This is a genomic window from Variovorax sp. Sphag1AA (assembly GCF_014192575.1).
Taxonomy (GTDB): Bacteria; Pseudomonadota; Gammaproteobacteria; order Burkholderiales; family Burkholderiaceae_C; genus Variovorax.
The window spans coordinates 407,592-424,949 of sequence record NZ_JACHYC010000003.1 but is presented as its reverse complement, the minus strand read 5'-3'; the positions used below and the strand labels follow the sequence as shown (position 1 = coordinate 424,949).

Annotated in this window: 15 protein-coding genes; 4 read left to right on the top strand and 11 right to left on the bottom strand. The window is 67.3% G+C overall.

Annotated elements, in window-relative coordinates:
* Positions 1-74 precede the first annotated feature (74 nt).
* Positions 75-1,508: an aldehyde dehydrogenase family protein gene (locus FHW64_RS13845; protein WP_184527036.1), complete on the bottom strand. Its 1,434-nt coding sequence runs from the start codon at positions 1,506-1,508 to the stop codon at positions 75-77.
* Between the two features lie 149 nt (positions 1,509-1,657).
* On the opposite strand from FHW64_RS13845, the gene FHW64_RS13840 reads away from it, so the two are divergent.
* Entirely contained in the window at positions 1,658-2,554 is an 897-nt protein-coding gene (locus tag FHW64_RS13840) for a LysR family transcriptional regulator (RefSeq protein ID WP_184527034.1), read from the top strand.
* A gap of 6 nt (positions 2,555-2,560) precedes the next feature.
* Here FHW64_RS13840 and FHW64_RS13835 read toward each other — a convergent pair whose 3' ends face one another.
* The 4 genes from FHW64_RS13835 to FHW64_RS13820 are packed head-to-tail and all read right to left on the bottom strand — an operon-like array spanning position 2,561 to position 5,380.
* Positions 2,561-3,193, bottom strand: a complete 633-nt coding sequence (locus FHW64_RS13835; RefSeq protein ID WP_184527032.1) for a glutathione S-transferase N-terminal domain-containing protein — start codon at positions 3,191-3,193, stop codon at positions 2,561-2,563.
* A gap of 22 nt (positions 3,194-3,215) precedes the next feature.
* Positions 3,216-3,635, bottom strand: a complete 420-nt coding sequence (locus tag FHW64_RS13830) for an ester cyclase (RefSeq protein WP_184527031.1) — start codon at positions 3,633-3,635, stop codon at positions 3,216-3,218.
* A 31-nt stretch (positions 3,636-3,666) separates the two neighbouring features.
* The gene (locus FHW64_RS13825; protein WP_184527029.1) at positions 3,667-4,593 is read right to left on the bottom strand and encodes a glutathione S-transferase family protein; all 927 of its coding nucleotides are present in this window, start codon (positions 4,591-4,593) and stop codon (positions 3,667-3,669) included.
* 28 nt (positions 4,594-4,621) lie between these two features.
* Positions 4,622-5,380: an SDR family NAD(P)-dependent oxidoreductase gene (locus FHW64_RS13820; protein WP_184527027.1), complete on the bottom strand. Its 759-nt coding sequence runs from the start codon at positions 5,378-5,380 to the stop codon at positions 4,622-4,624.
* A gap of 208 nt (positions 5,381-5,588) precedes the next feature.
* Here FHW64_RS13820 and FHW64_RS13815 point away from each other — a divergent pair, with 208 nt between their 5' ends.
* The gene (locus FHW64_RS13815; RefSeq protein WP_184527025.1) at positions 5,589-5,804 is read left to right on the top strand and encodes a hypothetical protein; all 216 of its coding nucleotides are present in this window, start codon (positions 5,589-5,591) and stop codon (positions 5,802-5,804) included.
* A 10-nt stretch (positions 5,805-5,814) separates the two neighbouring features.
* Here the strand turns inward: FHW64_RS13815 and FHW64_RS13810 are convergent, their stop codons facing one another.
* From FHW64_RS13810 to FHW64_RS13795, 4 genes are all read right to left on the bottom strand, one after another.
* Complete coding sequence (locus FHW64_RS13810; RefSeq protein WP_184527023.1) at positions 5,815-7,224, bottom strand: efflux transporter outer membrane subunit; 1,410 nt, start codon at positions 7,222-7,224, stop codon at positions 5,815-5,817.
* On the bottom strand, positions 7,217-10,429 hold the full coding sequence (locus tag FHW64_RS13805) for a multidrug efflux RND transporter permease subunit (RefSeq protein ID WP_184527022.1): 3,213 nt from the start codon (positions 10,427-10,429) through the stop codon (positions 7,217-7,219). The genes FHW64_RS13810 and FHW64_RS13805 overlap by 8 nt, the downstream gene beginning before the upstream one ends.
* A 14-nt stretch (positions 10,430-10,443) precedes the next feature.
* The gene (locus tag FHW64_RS13800; RefSeq protein WP_260303809.1) at positions 10,444-11,607 is read right to left on the bottom strand and encodes an efflux RND transporter periplasmic adaptor subunit; all 1,164 of its coding nucleotides are present in this window, start codon (positions 11,605-11,607) and stop codon (positions 10,444-10,446) included.
* Between the two features lie 112 nt (positions 11,608-11,719).
* Entirely contained in the window at positions 11,720-13,645 is a 1,926-nt protein-coding gene (locus FHW64_RS13795; RefSeq protein ID WP_184527020.1) for a PAS domain S-box protein, read from the bottom strand.
* Positions 13,646-13,826: 181 nt separating this feature from the next.
* On the opposite strand from FHW64_RS13795, the gene FHW64_RS13790 reads away from it, so the two are divergent.
* A complete protein-coding gene (locus FHW64_RS13790) occupies positions 13,827-14,789 on the top strand; it encodes a sulfonate ABC transporter substrate-binding protein (RefSeq protein WP_184527018.1) in 963 nt (320 codons plus the stop codon).
* A gap of 15 nt (positions 14,790-14,804) precedes the next feature.
* Here the strand turns inward: FHW64_RS13790 and aroQ are convergent, their stop codons facing one another.
* Together aroQ and FHW64_RS13780 are read right to left on the bottom strand one after the other, a co-directional pair.
* Positions 14,805-15,248 carry a type II 3-dehydroquinate dehydratase gene (gene aroQ / locus FHW64_RS13785; protein WP_184527016.1) on the bottom strand — a complete coding sequence of 148 codons (444 nt, stop codon included), beginning with the start codon at positions 15,246-15,248 and terminating at the stop codon, positions 14,805-14,807.
* Positions 15,249-15,265: 17 nt separating this feature from the next.
* On the bottom strand, positions 15,266-16,333 hold the full coding sequence (locus tag FHW64_RS13780; RefSeq protein ID WP_184527014.1) for a Gfo/Idh/MocA family protein: 1,068 nt from the start codon (positions 16,331-16,333) through the stop codon (positions 15,266-15,268).
* A gap of 87 nt (positions 16,334-16,420) precedes the next feature.
* Here FHW64_RS13780 and FHW64_RS13775 point away from each other — a divergent pair, with 87 nt between their 5' ends.
* Positions 16,421-17,350, top strand: coding sequence for a LysR family transcriptional regulator (locus FHW64_RS13775; RefSeq protein WP_184527904.1), 930 nt, complete (start codon positions 16,421-16,423; stop codon positions 17,348-17,350).
* The last annotated feature ends 8 nt before the right edge of the window (positions 17,351-17,358 follow it).

Sequence of the window (17,358 nt, the reverse complement as noted above, 5' to 3'; positions counted from 1 at the left end):
GCGCCGACCGCCCCGGCAGGAGCCCGCGCCCCAGACCCCCTGCCGCGACGCGCGCTCTCGACCCAAGTCCCATATCAGCCGTGATAGTGGACGAGCGTCTTCGTGGCGCTCACTTCCTCCAGCGCGAGAAGTCCCTTCTCCCGGCCATGGCCGCTGCGCTTGGTACCGCCGAAGGGCAGCTCCACGCCACCGCCGGCGCCATAGCAATTCATGAAGACCTGACCGGCCTTGACTGCTTTCGCCACGCGATGCAGGCGGCCCGAGTTCTCGGTCCACACTGCGGCGAGCAAGCCGTAGTCGGTGCCGTTGGCCAGGCGGATGGCGTCGGCCTCGTCCTCGAAGGGCAGCACCGCGAGCACCGGCCCGAAGACCTCTTCGCGCGCGATTGCGGCATCGCGCGGCACCGGTCCGAAGATCGTCGGCTTCACGTAGTAGCCGGTCGCGGGCACGCCATCCTCGATCGCGCCTTCGGCGATCACCGGGATGCCGGCGGCGCGCGCCTCGTCGATGTAGCGCTGCACGCGGCGATGCTGCGCCGGGTTCATCACCGGGCCGCAATCCTTGTCCATCGCCGGCGTACCCACGCGCACCTTCGAAAAGGCTTCGGCCACGCGCGCGACGAAGCTCTCGTAGATCGAGCGCTGCACCAGCAGGCGGCTGCCCGCGGTGCAGGTCTGGCCCGCGTTCTGCACGATGGCGCGCACGATGATCGGCACCGCGCGGTCGGCGTCTACGTCTTCGAACACGATCTGCGGCGACTTGCCGCCCAGTTCGAGCACGCACTTGACTGCGTTCTTCGCCGCGGCCTGCTGCACCAGCGTGCCGACTTCGTTGGAGCCGGTGAACGAGACGAAGTCGATGCCCGGATGCGCTGCCAGCGCCGATCCGACCTCTTCGCCGAGGCCGGTCACGACGTTCAGCGCGCCATCGGGCAGGCCGGCTGCCGCCGCGATCTCTGCAACCCGCAGGGCGGACAGGCTGGTGTCTTCAGCAGGCTTGAGCACGGTGCCGTTGCCCATCGCGAGCGCGGGCACGACGGTGCGGCCCAGCATCTGCGCGGGGTAGTTCCAGGGAATGATGTGCGCCGTCACGCCGAGCGGTTCGCGCACCAGGCTGACCTGGTGGCCCGACAGGAAGGGGATGGTCTCGCCATGCACCTTGTCGGCAGCCGTGCCGTAGAACTCGAAGTAGCGCGCCAGCACCTTGATGTCGTTGCGCGCAGTGGTCAGCGGCTTGCCCGTGTCGCGCGCTTCGAGTTGCGCCAGCTCTTCCTCGTTCGCGAGGATCGCCTGCCCGATGGCGACCAGGATGCGCCCGCGCTCGGTCGGGTTCAGCCGGCCCCAGGGGCCATCGAGCGAGGCACGCGCCGCCGCCACCGCAAGGTCGACTTCATGCGCGCCGCCGCGCGGAATCTGGTCGAAGGTTTCGCCGTCGGAGGGCGACACCACCGGGAGCGTGCGGCCATCGCTCGCCGCGAGCCAGCGGCCGCCAATGAACATCTGCTTCATCTCGAAATCCTCTCGTCGTGTCTCTGGGGAATGGATTCAGAGGACTTTAGGGAAGGAGGCGCCCGCCGTGAATTGGAAGCTGGTCAAGGTGGTCTTGCCCGGAGCGCAACGCTCGCGCCGAAGCCGCACAACGCGGAGAATCGCGAGCCATGCTGCCGGACATCGACTCTCTGGCCCTCTTCGTGCGCGCTGCGGAGATGCAGAACCTCACGCGCGCTGCCGAGGCCAGCCACATCACCGTGCCCGCGGCCAGCCGCCGGCTCGCGCTGCTGGAGCACCAGTTCAAGGCGCAGCTCTTCGAACGCCACTCGCGCGGCATGCAGCTCACGCCGGCCGGCGAGCATCTGCTCAAGCTCGCGCGCGACGTGGTCGCGGGCGTGCACAACATGCGCGCGCAGATGGGCAACTACGCCAGCGGCCAGCAGGCGGTGCTGCGCATCCATGGCAACACCTCGGCAATGACTCAGTTCCTTCCGGCGGATGTCGCCGGCTTCCAGGCTGCGCACGAAGCGGTGCGCGTCGTGCTGGAGGAATGCTGGAGCGACGAGGCGGTGCGCCGCGTGCGCAGCGGCGAGGCCGATCTCGGCGTGGTGGTCGAAGGCTGCGACGTGGCCGGGCTCTGGTGCCGCCCTTATCGCAGCGACCGGCTGGCGGCGGTGCTGCGCTCGGACGATGTGTTGCAGGGCGACTCGGCGAGATTCGCGGACCTGCTCGATCGCGACCTCGTCGGCCTCGAAGGCGGCAGCACGCTCACGCGCCTGCTCGCGGCGCAGGCGGTGCAGCAGATGCGTCCGATGGCGCTTCGGGTGCAGGTGCGCAGCTTCGAAGCGGTGTGCCGCGCGGTGCAGGCAAAGCTCGGGATCGGAATCCTGCCGCTGGCGGCGGCGCGCGGGTTCGAGCAGGCGCTCGGCCTCAAGGTGCTGCCGCTCTCGGACGAATGGGCGCTGCGGCGGATGCGCCTGTGCGTGCGCGGCGAACCGGCCGCGCAGACGCCGATGCAGGCGCTCATCGCGCACCTCGAAGGCTGCGCGAAGGAAGAGCCCTGAACCCGCTCAGGCGGCGCGCGGCATCGTCTTCGCGAACGAGGGCCGCACGCGCATCGCTTCGGCCAGCGCCTTGAGCTTGGGTGTCGCCGGCAGCCAGGGCTGGTCGCCGTAGCGGAACTGCTGGTAGTCGTACAGCACCACCGCACAGATCGTGTCCAGCGTCGGCACTGCTGAGCCGGGTTTCGGACCGGCCAGGATGTCGGCCACTGCTTCGAGCCGTTCCAGCCCTTCGATCATGCTGCGCCGCCGCCTGAGGCCTACCGGCGTTTCGTCGAAGAGCACGGGCGCCGTCACCTTGCGGGTGATGATGGTGTGCACGGAGGCATCGATCGCCCCGAGCGCCACGCCCGCGCGGGACACCACCGCCGTTGCCGACTTCGCGTCGGGGCCGAGCAGGCCGGGCCAGTCCGGCGCCGGCCGTGTGGTCTCCAGCCACTGCACGATCAGCGGGCATTCGGTCAATGGCGTGCCGTCGTCGAGGACCAGCGTGGGTACGCGCGTCGCGCAATTGGCGGCGCGCAGGCGCGGGTCATCGGCCCACGGATCGACCAGCGTCGGCTCGACATCGAGCCCCTTCTCGATCATCGCGATGTGCGCGATCCGGCCGAATGGCGAAGTGGTGTTGACAAGAAACTGCATGGCGGAATCCTCCGTTCAGTCTTCAGGCCGGAAGCGCGCCGAGCTGCTTGAGCAGGCCCAGGTTGTCCAGCAGGGCCCAGTGCTCGATCAGCACGCCATCGCGGAACTGGAACAGGTCCAGCACACCGATGTCAATCTTGCGCCCGGTCGGCGCGAGGTCGCCGAAAGCGCCGGTGTGGGTGCCCTTCACGCGCAGGCGCACCAGCACCTTCTCGCCCTCTCCGACGAAGTCCTGCAGCGGCAGCTCCATGTCGGGAAAGGCGGGCATCAACGCATCGTGCAGCTTGGCGACGCCTTCCGGCCCGCGCACTTCGAAAGGCAGACCCGGATCGTGGCGGACGAAATCGGGCGAGATGTGGCGCTTCATCCACTCGGTGTCGCGTGCGATGAAGGCGCGGAAGTACTCACGGCAGAGCTGCTTGTTGGCTTCGATGGTGCTCATGGCATCGGTCCTCGGAGTGTGGGTGGAAGGGTCAGACCGCCTCGACGGTGAAGCCGATGCGGGGGAAGTGCAGGTGCAGGTCGCTGGCTTCTGATTCGCGGCGATGGATGATGATTTCCTGATCGCCGGCCGCGACCAGCGTGCCCGTGACCGGCACGCGCGCGTTGTCGTCGGGCGTGACGCGCACCGGGCATCCGGCGCGGAGGCCGCCCGGGTCGCCGTCGGCTTCGAGATGCGTGACCGGCGCGGGCCGTGCCTCGCGGGCCACGGCAAAGGCTTCCTCCGGCGTCATCGGCGTGGGCGAGCCATGCCCCAGCGCGACGATGCGGTCGTACCAGCCGGTGAGTGGCGCCAGGCCGAGCAGCGCATCGACCTCCGCCGGGCAGTTCTTGCGCAGCAGGTAGATCGTCTGCCAGCAAGCGAGATCAGCCGCGCCCGGCGCGTCGCCGAAGAGGAAGCGACGGCCCGACAGCGCCTGCCGCAGCCACGCGACCTGCGCGCGCACGGCCTGCACATCCTGGTCGAAGCGTGGCGCCATCGCTTCCTTCGAGATGTCGATGCCCAGGTAGCTTTCCTTGCGGTCCTTGAGGAACTCAGGCGGGATGTGCTCGCCGATGTAGTGCGTCAGCACGCTGATCGACGGGATCCACATCTGGCGCTCCCACGCGAAGGCCAGTGCGCGCGCGAGGCCTTCACTGCTGTTCGGATAGAAGCTCGGCACCGGATGCAGGCGCTCCAGCGTGGGCAGGATGATGTTGGTGTCGCAGTAGATGTCCGCGCCGATCTGCATCACCGGCGCGCGGCGGTAGCCGCCGGTGAGCTCCGGCGAGAGCAGCGGTCGCGGCGGCAGGCCCGGGATGTCCACCGAACGCCACGCGAGCCGCTTGAGGCCGAGCGCGGTGCGGACCTTCTCCGAAAAGGTCGAGAACTCGTAGTGGTGCAGGATGATGTCGTTCACGTGTGTCTCCTTGGTTGTCCTGCGCGGCTCAGTACATGATGTGGCCGCCGTCGACCACGATGGTCTGACCCGAGACGAATCCCGCGAGATCCGACAGCAGGTAGAGCGCGGTGCCGACCAGGTCGTCCGGGCGCTGCTCGCGCGACAGCGCCCGCGCCTTCAGGAAGCTCTGCTGCCATTCGGCTGGCCGATTCTTGGTGGCGTCGGTCAGCACGAAGCCCGGTGCGATCACGTTCACGCGCACGTTGCTCTGGCCACATTCCTTGGCGAGCCCCTTGGTCATCGACAGCACCGCGCCCTTGGTCGCGACGTAGTGCAGATAGCCGGGCTGGCCGGCCACCGCGACGACCGAGGCGATGTTCACGATCGAGCCGCTCTTCTGCTCACGCATCGCGGGCATCACCGCCTTGCAGCACTGCCACACGCCCTTGACGTTGACCTGGAAGATGCGGTCCCACTGCGCCGGGTCCAGCTCCTCGAAGGGCGTGAGCTTGACCTCACGGAAGTAGGCGGCGTTGTTGACCAGACCGTCGATGCGGCCGAAACGGTCGAGGGCGGCGCGGGCCATCGCCTGAACCGATTCGCTGTCCGCCACGTCCACCCGCACGGCAATCGCCTTGCCGCCCGCCGCTTCGACCGCGGCGACGGTTTCGTCAGCCGGGTTCATGTCGGCGACGACGACGTTCGCGCCCTGCGCTGCGCAGCCGACGGAGAAGGCCTGTCCGATGCCGGTGGCGGCGCCCGTGACGATGATGGTGCGGCCGGCGAGGAGGTCGTGAGCGGGCATGACTTGTCTCTTTCTGTGCGTTGGAGGGGGTTTCGCACTGTGAAGCAGGCCGGCCGCGGAAGCCATTTCAAAGAGATTCAGGCTGTGTTGCCTGCGCGGCAACGGCGCGTGAAAGCACACTCGCCTACAGGGGCATGCGGGGTTGGATGACGGCCGCCGCCCTGCGCTGCCCTACGCTCAGCAGCACGCAGACCGCACGGAGATCAGAATGGCCGCGAATGCACGAGTGAAGGGAACCGTCGAATACAGGGCCGGCGACGGGCCCCTGATCGCGATCCCGGAAGGACCGTTGGAGGTCCAGCTGAACCCCGACAGCGCGGTGCTGAGCTGGGGCGAAGGACGCAGCGCGCAGATCGCCGCGATTCCGCTCGAAGACTACGAGCGCTACATCCAGCAGGGGCTGATCGAACTGCAGCCGGCCTGAACGATTTGGCTCAGGGCTGGAGCCCGCCGCCCAGCGCCACGTAGAGCGCCACCCCGTTCTGCAGCGCCGTCGCGCGAAGCTGGATCAACTGCTGCTCGGCGGAAAAGAGATTCCTCCGCGCATCCACCACTTCAAGATAGATCGAGATGCCGTTCTCGTAGCGCAGCTCGGCGACTTCGGCCAGCCGCCGCTGCGACTTGACTGCCGCTTCCTGCGCAACGATCTGCTCCTGGTAGCGCCGCCGCCCAATCAGCGCTTCGGAGACTTCGCTGAACGCCGTCTGCACCGTGCGCTGGTAGACGGCGACCAGTTCGTCCCGCCGCGCCTGCGCCACGCCGAGTTGCGCCTGCCGGAGCCCCGCATCGAAGATCGGCAGGCTCACGAGGCCGCCGACGGACCACGCCTGGCTGCCGCTCCGGAAAAGATCGCCGAGTTCCGGCGACGCGTAGCCGAAGTTGCCGGTCAGTGCGATGCGCGGAAAGTAGGCGGCCCGCGCTGCGCCGATGTCGGCGTTGGACGCGCGAAGCTGCTGCTCGGCCTGCAGGATGTCCGGCCGGCTCACGAGCAGGTCCGAAGGCAGACCGGCATCGAGGTTCGCGAACTGCCCCGGGTCCTCGATCGCCCGCGCGTTCGGCAGCGGGCCTTTGACCGGACCGCCGACGAGCACGCTCAACTGGGCGCGCCGCTGCTCGGTTGATCGCTGTAGCTCGGCGAGCTGCGTCTGGGCCTGCGTCACGAGGATCGCCGCCTGATCGTGGTCGACGGTCGAGGTCACCCCCGCATCGAGGCGCAGCTTGGCGATCTCCAGTGCGTATTCCCGCGCCGAGACGGTGTGGTCGGCAAGCTCGATGCCCTCCTCGCCGGCGCGGATCGAGTAGTAGGCCGCCGCGACGCTGGCAATCAGCGAGAGCCTGAACGCGCGATCGCCCTCCAAGGTTGCCAGATACCGTCGGCGAGCGGCTTCGCTCAGGTTGGCGACCCGGCCCCAGAAGTCGAGCTCATAGGAGGCCATCACGGCCTGCACGTTGTACTGGTTGAAGATGAAGGTCGCGTCGTTGGGCGGCAGCTCGGGCTCCAGCTGGCTGAGCGGCGCCTGCGTGCGCGACGCGCCGGCGGTGGCGTTCACCTGCGGCAGCCGCGCCGCGTCCTGGATGCGGTACTGCGCACGCGCCTGCTCGATGCGCGCGACCGATGCCGCAAGGTCGCGGTTGTTGGCGAGCGCGGTCCTGATCAGGAACTTGAGCTGCGGATCGCCGAAGAAGCGCTCCCAGCCGATCTCGGAGGCCAACTGCGCGCCTGGCACCTCGGCCGTGTCGAAGCTTTCGGCCACAGGCAGTTCCGGCTGCTGGTAGGTCGGCGCGTGGTTGCACGCGGCCAGTGCGCAGCAGGCGGCCAGCAGTGCGATGCGGCACTTACGCATGGCCCTGCCCTTCCCCCGCGGGCTTGGCCGCCTTCTCGCGCAGTGCGCGTTCGTCTTCCTCCTCGCTGAACTTCTTCTTGCGGCTGAGCCACTTGCGCGCGGTGACGTAGAAGAGCGGCGTGAAGAAGATGCCGAAGAAGGTCGCCGCGAGCATGCTGCCCATCACGCCGGTGCCGACCGCCTGCCGGCTCGCCGCACCCGCGCCGGTCGCGAGCACCAGCGGCAGCATGCCGAGCACGAAGGTCACGCTGGTCATGAGGATGGGCCGCAGCCGCTGCCGCGCGCCGTTCATCGCGGCTGTGAACGCGTCCTTGCCCTCGGACTCCTCCTTGATCGCGAACTCGACGATCAGGATCGCGTTCTTCGCCGCGAGGCCGATGATGGTGATGAGGCCGATGTTGAAGTACACGTCGGCGGAAAGCCCGCGCGCCATCGTGAGCAACACCGCGCCCGCGATGCCGAACGGAAGAATCATCAGCACCGCCACCGGAATCGCCCAGCTTTCATACAGCGCTGCGAGCAGCAGGAACACGACGACGAGCGACAGCCCCAGCAGCAGCGGGATCTGGCCACCGGCCTGCCGCTCCTCGAACGCGGTGCCCGTCCACTCGAAGGCGAGGCTGCCGGTCAGCACGTGCCTGGCGATGCGCTCCATCTCCACGAGCGCGGCGCCGCTGGACTGGCCTGCCGCAGCCTGCCCCGAGACGGTGGCCGATGGAAAGCCGTTGTAGCGTTCGAGCTGCTGCGGGCCGGAGATCCAGCGCACGCGGGTGAAGGCCGAGAACGGCACCATCTCGCCCTGGGCATTGCGCAGCCGCAGCGCGCCGATGTCCTCCGGACGCATGCGCTGCGCCGCATCGGCCTGGATGAAGACGCGCAGCACGTTGCCTTCGAACACGAAGTCGTTCACGTAGTTGGCGCCGAAGTTCAGCGACAACGCCTGGTTGACTTGCCCGATCTGCAGTCCCAGCGCACGGGCCTTGACGCGGTCGATCTCGACGTAGAGCTGCGGCGCCGGCGGAAGGCCTTCGGCTCGCACGCCGGCGAGGATCGGGCTCTGCGCAGCCTCGGCCATGATGCGCAGCGTGGCCTGTTGGAGCGCCGCGCCACCGACGCCGCTGCGGTCCTGGATCTTCATCGTGAAGCCGGTCGCGTTGCCGAGCGAAGGAATCGCGGGCGGATCGAGCGCGAAGATCAGCGCCTCCGGAATCTGCATGAAGGCCGCGTTGGCCCGACGCACCAGCGCGCTCGCGCTGTTCTCTTCGCCGCGCCGTTCGCTCCACGGCTTCAGGTCGACGAAGGAGAGCGCTGCCGATTGCCCCTGCCCGAAGAAGCTGAACCCCGTGACCGACGCGATGTTGCGTACCTGTGGCTGCTGCTTCAGGAAGGCTTCGACCTGATCCACCGCATGCTGCGTTCGCGCCGTGGTCGAGCCTGGCGCACCGGTGTACGAGACGAAGATGAAGCCTTGATCCTCCGTCGGCAGGAAGCCGCCGGGCAGGCGCGTGAAGAAGAACGCAGTCGCCACGCATGCCGCGACGAAGACCAGCAGCCAGCGTCCCGGCTTGCCGAGCATGGCATTCACGCCGCCGATGTACCGGTTGGTACCCGCTTCGAGGCCCCGGTTGAAGCCGCCGAAGATGCGGTTCAGCAGCCGTGTCATGGGGCCGGGCGGACCAGCGGCCGCTTCGCGCGCGAGCGTCGCGTCGTCCTTGAGCAATGCAGCGCACAGCGCGGCGCCGAGCGTCAGCGCAAGCACGGTCGACAGGAAGATCGACACCGTCAGCGTGACCGAGAACTGCCGGTAGATGCCACCGGTCGACCCCGGGAAGAACGCCATCGGCACGAACACCGCGACCAGCACCAGCGTGCTCGCGATGACCGCGCCGGAGATCTGGCCGATGGCCTTGACCGTGGCCTGCCTTGCGTTGAGGCCGTCTTCGCGCATCACGCGCTCTACGTTCTCCACCACCACGATCGCGTCGTCGTTGAGGATGCCGATCGCCACCACCATGCCGAAGAGCGACAGCAGGTTGATCGAGAGCCCGAAAAGCTGAAGCCCGAGACAGGTGCCGACCAGCGCGATCGGCACCACCAGCGTGGGGATCAGCGTCGCGCGCCAGCTCTGGAGGAAGAGGAACACCACCACCGTGACCAGCAGCAGCGCTTCGACCATGGTCTGCACCACGCTCTGCACCGACGTGGTGATGAAGGGCGTGGTGTCGAAGGGCACGCTCCAGGTCATGCCCTGCGGGAAGGTGGGCTCCAGTTCCTTCATGCGGCTTTGCACCTGTCTCGCGACCGCGAGCGCATTCGCGCCGCTGGCGAGTTGCACGGCAAGGCCGGCGGACTCCTGGCCGTTGACCGTGAGCCGGAAGCCGTAGCTGTCGTTGCCCAGTTCGACGCGCGCCACGTCGCCGAGCCGCACCGTGGAGCCGTCGGGATTGGCGCGGACGATGATCTCGCGGAACTGCTCGGGCGTGGAGAAGCGGCTCTGCGTGACGATCTGCGCGTTGAATTCCGATCCCGGCGCGATCGGCTGGTCGCCGAGGCCGCCGCTGGCGGTCTGGCTGTTCTGCTCCTGCACCGCGGCCAGCACTTCGGAGGCCGAGAGGCCGAAGCCGTTCAATCGATCGCGATCGAGCCAGATGCGCATCGCATACGACGACCCGAAAAGCTGCACGTCGCCTACACCGCCGATGCGCCGCAGCTCGTTGACGATGTTGTTCGACGCGAAGTTGCCCATCGTGGTGGCGCTCGATACGCCGCCCGTCGAATGCAACGCGATCAGCATCAGGAAGCCCGACGACGACTTGGTCACGGTAATGCCGAGCTGCCGCACCTGCTGCGGCAGCCGAGGCTCCACGCGGCTCAGGCGGTCTTGTACCTGCGAGCGCGCGACGTCGAGATCGGTGCCGGGCCGGAGCGTGACCGTGATCTGCGCCGACCCGTTCGCGCGGCTGATCGACGACATGTAGAGGAAGTTGTCGATCCCGTTCATCTCGTCTTCGATGATCGAGGTGACCGAGCGATCGAGCGTCTGCGCGTCCGCGCCGGGGTAGACGGCCGAGACGGTGAGCGAAGGCGGCGCGACGTCCGGGTATTGCTCGACGGGCAGCAGCAGCACCGCGATGAGGCCGAAGAGCGCCATGAAGAGCGCTATCACCCAGGCGAAGACCGGGCGATAGACGAAGAAGCGATCCATGTCGTGCGTTCCGCTCAGCGTGTGGTCGGCGCGGAACCGGGCGCGGGCTGCGGGTTCACCTTCTGCCCGGGGCGGACCTTGTGCCAGCCGTCGACGATGACCTTGTCACCCGGCTGCAGCCCATCGAGGATGACCCATTCGCCATCCTCCTGCGTGCCTACCTTCACCTCGCGCCGCTGCACGGTCGAATCCGGGCCGACGAGTGCCACGCTGGCCGCGTTTGCATCGAGCTGCACCGCGCGCTCGGGCACGCGCATGCCGGTCTTCTGCACGCCGGCGGTGATGCGCCCGCGCACGAACTGGCCCGGCAGCAGCGTGCGCGAGGCATTCGGGAACTGCGCGCGGATCGTCTGCGTGCCGGTGGACGGGTCAACCGCGAGATCGCGAAAGTCGAGGAAGCCGGGCTCGGAGAACTCCTGGCCGTTCGGCAGGATGAGCCGCACCTCGACATGCGACATGTCCGGCATCTTGAAGGCGCCGGCGCGCACCTGCTGCTCGAAGTCGAGGATTGCGGTGTTCGACTGCGTGAAGACCGCGCTGATCGGCGAAAGCTGGTTGATCTGCGTCATGAGCGTCGCCGCGCTCGCGCTGACCAGCGCGCCTTCGGTGACCTGCGCGCGGCCCACGCGGCCGGCGATCGGTGCGCGGACGGTGCTGCGCTCGAAGCGCAACTGTGCGCGCGTGACTTCGGCGCTTGCGTCGGAGACATTGGCTTCGGCCTGTCGAAGGGCGGTCTCGGCCGCTTCGAATTCCTGGGCGCTGACCGCCTGCCGCGCGACCAGTGGCCTGAATCGCGAGACGATCGAGGCCGCATTGGATCGCGCCGCTTCGGCGCGGGCGAGCGCCGCCTGCGCCTGCTGCAGCAGCGCGCGGTAGTCGCGCGGATCGATGAGGAAGAGCGGTGCATTGGCCTGCACATCGGTGCCTTCCTGGTAGAGCCGCTTTTCGACGATGCCGTCGACGCGCGCCCGGACTTCCGCGGTGCGGACGGCTTCGATGCGCCCAGGAAGCTCGACCATATTGGAGACAGGTGCGCTCTGCACCGTCGTGACCAGCACCGTCATCGGCGGAGGTGCCGCCGCCGCGGGTGCGCCCTGGTCGTTGCCGCAGCCGGCGGCGAGGAGCGAGAGCAACAGGAGGACAGTCAGGGCGGGACGTCGGGCACGGCGTTGGATCAAGCGATCTCCTTCCACGAGGAAGCTCTGAAGCTGGCAACTCGCGACAGGATAGCAAGAGGAGCGCCAACCGGTCGTGTCAGTCGCGCGGCTTGACAGCGCGGGCGCCGGTGCGTCAGGGAGCCCGAGGTGGGTCGATAGGCAGCACGCGATCGAGCAACGACTGCAATTGCTCCAGCGCCACCGGCTTGGTCAGGTGGGCGAAGAAGCCCGCGTCGTAGCTGGTGTCGCGATCGCTTTCCTGGCCATAGCCGGTGACTGCGATCAGCGTCGGCTGCTGGTGGACCTCGACCTTGACCCGCTTCGCGACCTCGATGCCGCTCAGCCCCGGCAGGCCGATGTCAAGCAGCACCACGTCCGGCGACTGTGACTTGATCGCGTCCAGACCGGTCACGCCGTCGTAGGCGACGGTCGCCTCGTAGCCGAGGGCTTCGAGCAGGAGCTGCATCGTCTCGGCCGAATCGCGGTTGTCGTCGACGACGAGGATGCGGCGCCCGCGTGCGTCATCTTCGTGATCCTGATCCGCGGTGACAGGCGCCGCCGTGACCGGAAACTGCACCAGGAATTCCGCGCCCTCCCCCTTCTTGCCGCTGCTGAAGGCGCTGACCGTGCCCCCTTGCAGGGTGACGAGCTGTTGCACGAGGCTCAGGCCCAGCCCGAGGCCGCCCTGCGTGCGCGCGACGTCCTGGTCGCCCTGCGCGAAGAGGTCGAAGATGCGCTTCAGGTCCGGGACCGGGACGCCCGGTCCGTTGTCGCGCACCGAGATCTCGGCCAGCGCGCCGTTGATCGCGAGCCGCAGTTCGATATGGCCTTCGATCGGCGTGAACTTCGAAGCGTTGTTCAGCAGGTTCGAGATGACCTGCACGATGCGCGCCTGGTCGCCGATGACCCACGGGTCCGCCGCGGCTTCGAATCGAAGCGTCTGCGACTTGGTGCCGCACATCGGCTGGATCGATTCCATGGCCTGGTTCGCCGCGTCGCGCAGGCGCACCGGCTTGGCCTCCAGGTGGATCTTGCCGCTGGTGATGCGGCTCACGTCCAGCAGGTCATCCACCAGCCGCGTGAGCTGCTTGAGCTGGCGCACGACCGTGTCGCGCACTTTCTCGACGATCCTCGTATCAGAAGGCCCGCGCGCCAGCAGTGCCATCGCGTTGGAGATCGGTGCGAGCGGGTTGCGAAGCTCGTGGCCGAGCATCGCGAGGAAGGTCGCGACGCGGCGGCCTTCGTCCTCGAGGCTGCTGACGCGCCGGCGCTCGGTCAGGTCGCGCGTGACCTTGGCGAAGCCGCGGTGGCGTCCCGAAGTGTCATACAGCGCGGTGATGACCACGCTCGCCCAGAACCGGCTGCCGTCCTTTCGCACGCGCCAGCCCTCGTCTTCCATGCGTCCGTCGCGCAGGGCCAGGCGCAGTTCCTGTTCGGGCCAGCCGCGCGCCGCGACCTCCGGCGGATAGAACACCGAGAAGTGCTTGCCGATGATCTCCGATGCCTCGTATCCCTTGGTCTTCTGCGCGCCGAGGTTCCAGCTTGCGATGTGGCCGGACGGGTCGAGCATGAAGATCGCATAGTCCTTCACGCCTTCCACCAGAAGGCGGAAGCGCTCCTCGCTCGAACGCAGGAGCTCGTCCTGCCGCCGGCGCTCGCTCAGGTCGCGCGTGATCTTGGAGAACCCGCGCAGCGCGCCCTGCTCGTCCAGCACCCGCGTGATCACGATGCTGGCCCAGAAGCGGGTGCCGTCCTTGCGAAGCCGCCATCCTTCGTCTTCGAAGCGGCCGGTGGCCAGCGCCTGCTCCAGTTCGTGCTCGGGCCACTTGCGCGCCAGCAGCTCGGGTGGATAGAAGATGCTGAAGTGCCGCCCCAGCACCTCGTCGCGTTCGTAGCCCTTCAGGATGCGCGCGCCCTCGTTCCAGGTCTCGATGAAGCCGTTGGGGTCGAGGAGGAAGATCGCGTAGTCGGTGACCGCCTCGACCATCAGCCGAAAGTCGGTGTCGCTGATCTGCATCGGCGGACGCGACTGCGGCAGAGGTGCGGTGTGATCTTTCATTGGGCGTCCGACATTCGGCGGCATTTTGCCGCTGTCGGCTGACAAGCGGCGTCGGCGAACGCCGCATTTCGCTGGGGCCCGCAACGAAGCAATCCGGATATCGACAGGCGGATTCCTTCGTGGGCGCCGCGGCGCCCCGGGGAAAGAATCCGAAGCCCGATTCATCCTCTCGTTTTCCCTTATGACGCAGCAACTCTCCCTGCCGCGCCGGCGCTTTCTCCAAGGCGCGGCGGCCATCGCCCTTCCCCTCGGCGCCGCCGGCGCGTGGAGCCAGGGTCCGACGCGCGAACTGCGCATCGGCAACCAGAAGGGCTATCTCAGCCTGCTCAAGGGGCGCGGCACCCTCGAAAAGCGGCTCGCGCCGCTCGGCGTGTCGGTGAAGTGGACCGAGTTCACCGCCGGGCCGGTCCAGCTCGAGGCGCTGAATGTCGGTTCCATCGACTTCGGCGATGTCGGCGAGGCGCCGCCGATCTTCGCGCAGGCGGCCGGCGCACCGCTGGCCTACGTTGCGGCGACGGTGCCGCGTCCGGGGTCCGAAGGCGTGCTGGTGCCCAAGGGCTCCGCCATCAAGACGGTCGCGGACCTCAAGGGCAAGAAGGTCGCGCTCAACAAGGGCAGCAACGTCCACTACTTCCTCGTGAAGCTGCTGCAGAAACACGGCCTGCAGTACGGCGACGTCAACGTCGTCTTCCTGCCGCCCGCGGATGCGCGCGCCGCCTTCGAGAAGGGATCAATCGACGCCTGGGTCATCTGGGACCCCTTCTTCGCCTCGGCGCAAAAGACGCTCGACGCCACGCTGCTGGCCGACGCCGCGGGCGTGGTGGGCAACCGGGCCTACTACTTCTCGTCGCTCGACTACGCCGCGAAGAACGGCGACATCATCAAGATCGTGATCGAGGAACTCGACAAGGTCGACCAGTGGGGCAAGGCCAACAGGAGCGACCTGGCCGGCGAGCTGGCGCAGCTCTGGGGCATCCCGAAGCCGGTGGTGGAGGTCGTGGTGAACCGCTCGGCCTTCGGAACCGGTCCGATCACCAAGGCCATCCTCGGCGAGCAGCAGCAGATCGCCGACACCTTCTTCGAGCTGAAGCTGATCCCGAAGCGGATCAATGTGCTGGAGGCAGCCGCCCCCGGCATCGCCTGACGGTGGTTGGCGCTGTCAGCGTGAATCGAGCGATGACAGTGCCGCCCGCAACCCCAGCAGATAGCTCTCGGCACCAAATCCGCAGATCTGGCCTTTCACGATTTCTGCGAACACCGAGTGATGGCGAAACGCCTCGCGCGCATGGATGTTCGACATGTGGATTTCGACGACGGGCACCGTCAGGATGGCCAGCGCGTCGCGGATGCCGTAGCTGTAGTGGGTCCAGGCACCCGCGTTGATGAGCACCGCGTCCACCCGGTCTTCGAAAGCCTGGTGGATGCGTTCGCACATGGCGGCTTCGCTGTTGGTCTGGAAGCTGGTGACCTCCGCGCCCAGTTCCGCTCCTAGCTTGCGCAGGTTGCCGTCGATCTCGGCCAGCGTCACCGTGCCGTATTGCACCGGGTCACGTTTGCCGAACATGTTGTGGTTGATGCCGTGCAGCATGAGGATCTTCTTCATGGCGGTCTTTCCTTGGTTCAAGAGTTCTCGATTTCGACGATCGAGCCACTGCGGGCGGCCTGCACGATGGCCTCGGTGACGCGCAGGTTCTGCAATCCGTCGCGGGCGCTGACGATCGGCGCGGCTTCGCCACGGATGACCTGGCCGAAGTGCTCCATCTGCAGCGCGAGCGGGTCGTCGCGCGTCAACTCGACCACGCTGACATCGAAGGGCTTCCACCAGGAGCGCTCGCCGGCTTCGCGGTAGGTCTTCAGCCGCATCGTCGGAATCGACAGCGAGCCGAAGGTGCCGGCAATGACGTAGCAGTCCTCGTCCGGGTAGCTCGGATAGGCCTTGTTCTCTTGTGAGGTCTGCTCCCAACTGCGCGCGCTTGCGGCGGTGTCGGAGAGCATGAATGTGCCGAGCGCACCGCTGGCAAAACGCAGGTTGATGGCGACCGTGTCTTCCACCGGAAACCCGCGCGTCGCATTCGAGGAGAAGGCTTGCACCGCGACGATGTCGCCGCACAGCATGCGCAGGTTGTGCACCTCGTGAATCATGTTCAAGAGGATCGGGCCGCCGCCCACTTCGCGACGCCATGGCGCATCGGCGAAATAGTGATCGGGCTTGAAGAACACCGCACTGCCCATCACGGCGACAAGTGCGCCGAGGCGGCCTTCGTCGATCACCTGTCTGGCGCGAGCCATGAGCGGGCTGTGCGCGCGGTGATGGCCGATCAGCACCTTGGCGCGGGTTTCGTCCACGGCGCGCACCAGCGCTTCGGCTTCTTCGACCGTGGGGGCGATGGGCTTCTCCAGCAATGTCGGCATCTCCGCGGCGACGCAGCGCATCGCGTGTTCGACGTGCAACTGATTGGGCGTTGCGAGCACCACGCCATCCGGGCGGTCCTTCTCGAAAAGCTCGTCGAGCGATTTGTAGAGCGGCACGCCCGCCTGCCTGGCGACGGCCTCGGCCGCAGGCGCTGGATCGACGATGGCCGAGAGCGTGCAGGTCGCGCTGCGCTGTGCGACGCCCATGTGGGCCAGGCCGATATAGCCGGCGCCGGCCACCGCGATGCGAGTCTGTGAATGCTTGAAATCGGCCAATGTCGTCTCCGTGATTGCGTATGGCCGCAAGATTACTTATTCCCGACAGTTTCATAATCAGCCAAATCGTTCTATCGGAAATCACGAATCGTGAACAATAGGCCCGCCCTCGACGACCTGCATGTGTTCTGCACCGTGGCGCAGCGCGCCAGCTTCGTTGCGACGGCAACCGAACTCGGTGTCTCCCAGGCGTTCGTCAGCAAGCGGATCGGCATCCTTGAAAAGCAGCTCGGCGTGCGCCTCTTCCACCGCACCACGCGGCGCGTGCACATCAGCGATGAGGGCGAGCGCATCTATGCGGCGGCTCGCAAGATCCTCGAAGACGTCGGAACCCTGACGGAAACGGCCGTCAGCGCAAAGGGCGAGCCGAGCGGGCAGTTGCGGATCAGCACCAGCCTGCGGCTCGGGCGCAACCACGTGTCGCATGTGTTGTCGCTTTTGCAGCGGCGCTACCCCAAGCTCGACATCTGGCTCGAACTGCTCGACAGACGTGTCAACCTCGTCGAAGAGGGATATGACATCGACATTCGCGTAGGAGAGCCGACCCAGCCGCAACTGATCGCGCACCGCATCGCCGAAAGCAGCCGCATCCTCTGCGCGGCACCCAGCTACCTCAGGCGGCGCGGGCACCCCAAGTCACTGGCCGACCTGGCGCAGCATGACTGCCTCGTCTTTCGCGATCGCGAGCAGGCTTTCGGCGTGTGGCGCCTGCAAGGCCCGAATGGCACGGACACGGTGAAGGTTACCGGCCGCTTCGGATCGAACCACAGCGATGTCGTCCTCAACTGGGGCATCGACGGAAACGGCATCCTGCTCCTATCGGTCTGGGACATTGCATCGCACTTGAAGGACGGCACGCTGGTGCGCGTGCTGCCGGCCTATCGCGAACCCGCGGATGTCTGGGCCATGACCAGCAGCCGGTCGCTCGACTCCGCCAAGGTTCGCGTTTGCGTCGAATTCATGAAGCGCCATCTGAGCAAGGGGAAGTTCGCGCTCGATACGAAGCTCCCCGAATAGGCTGGCTC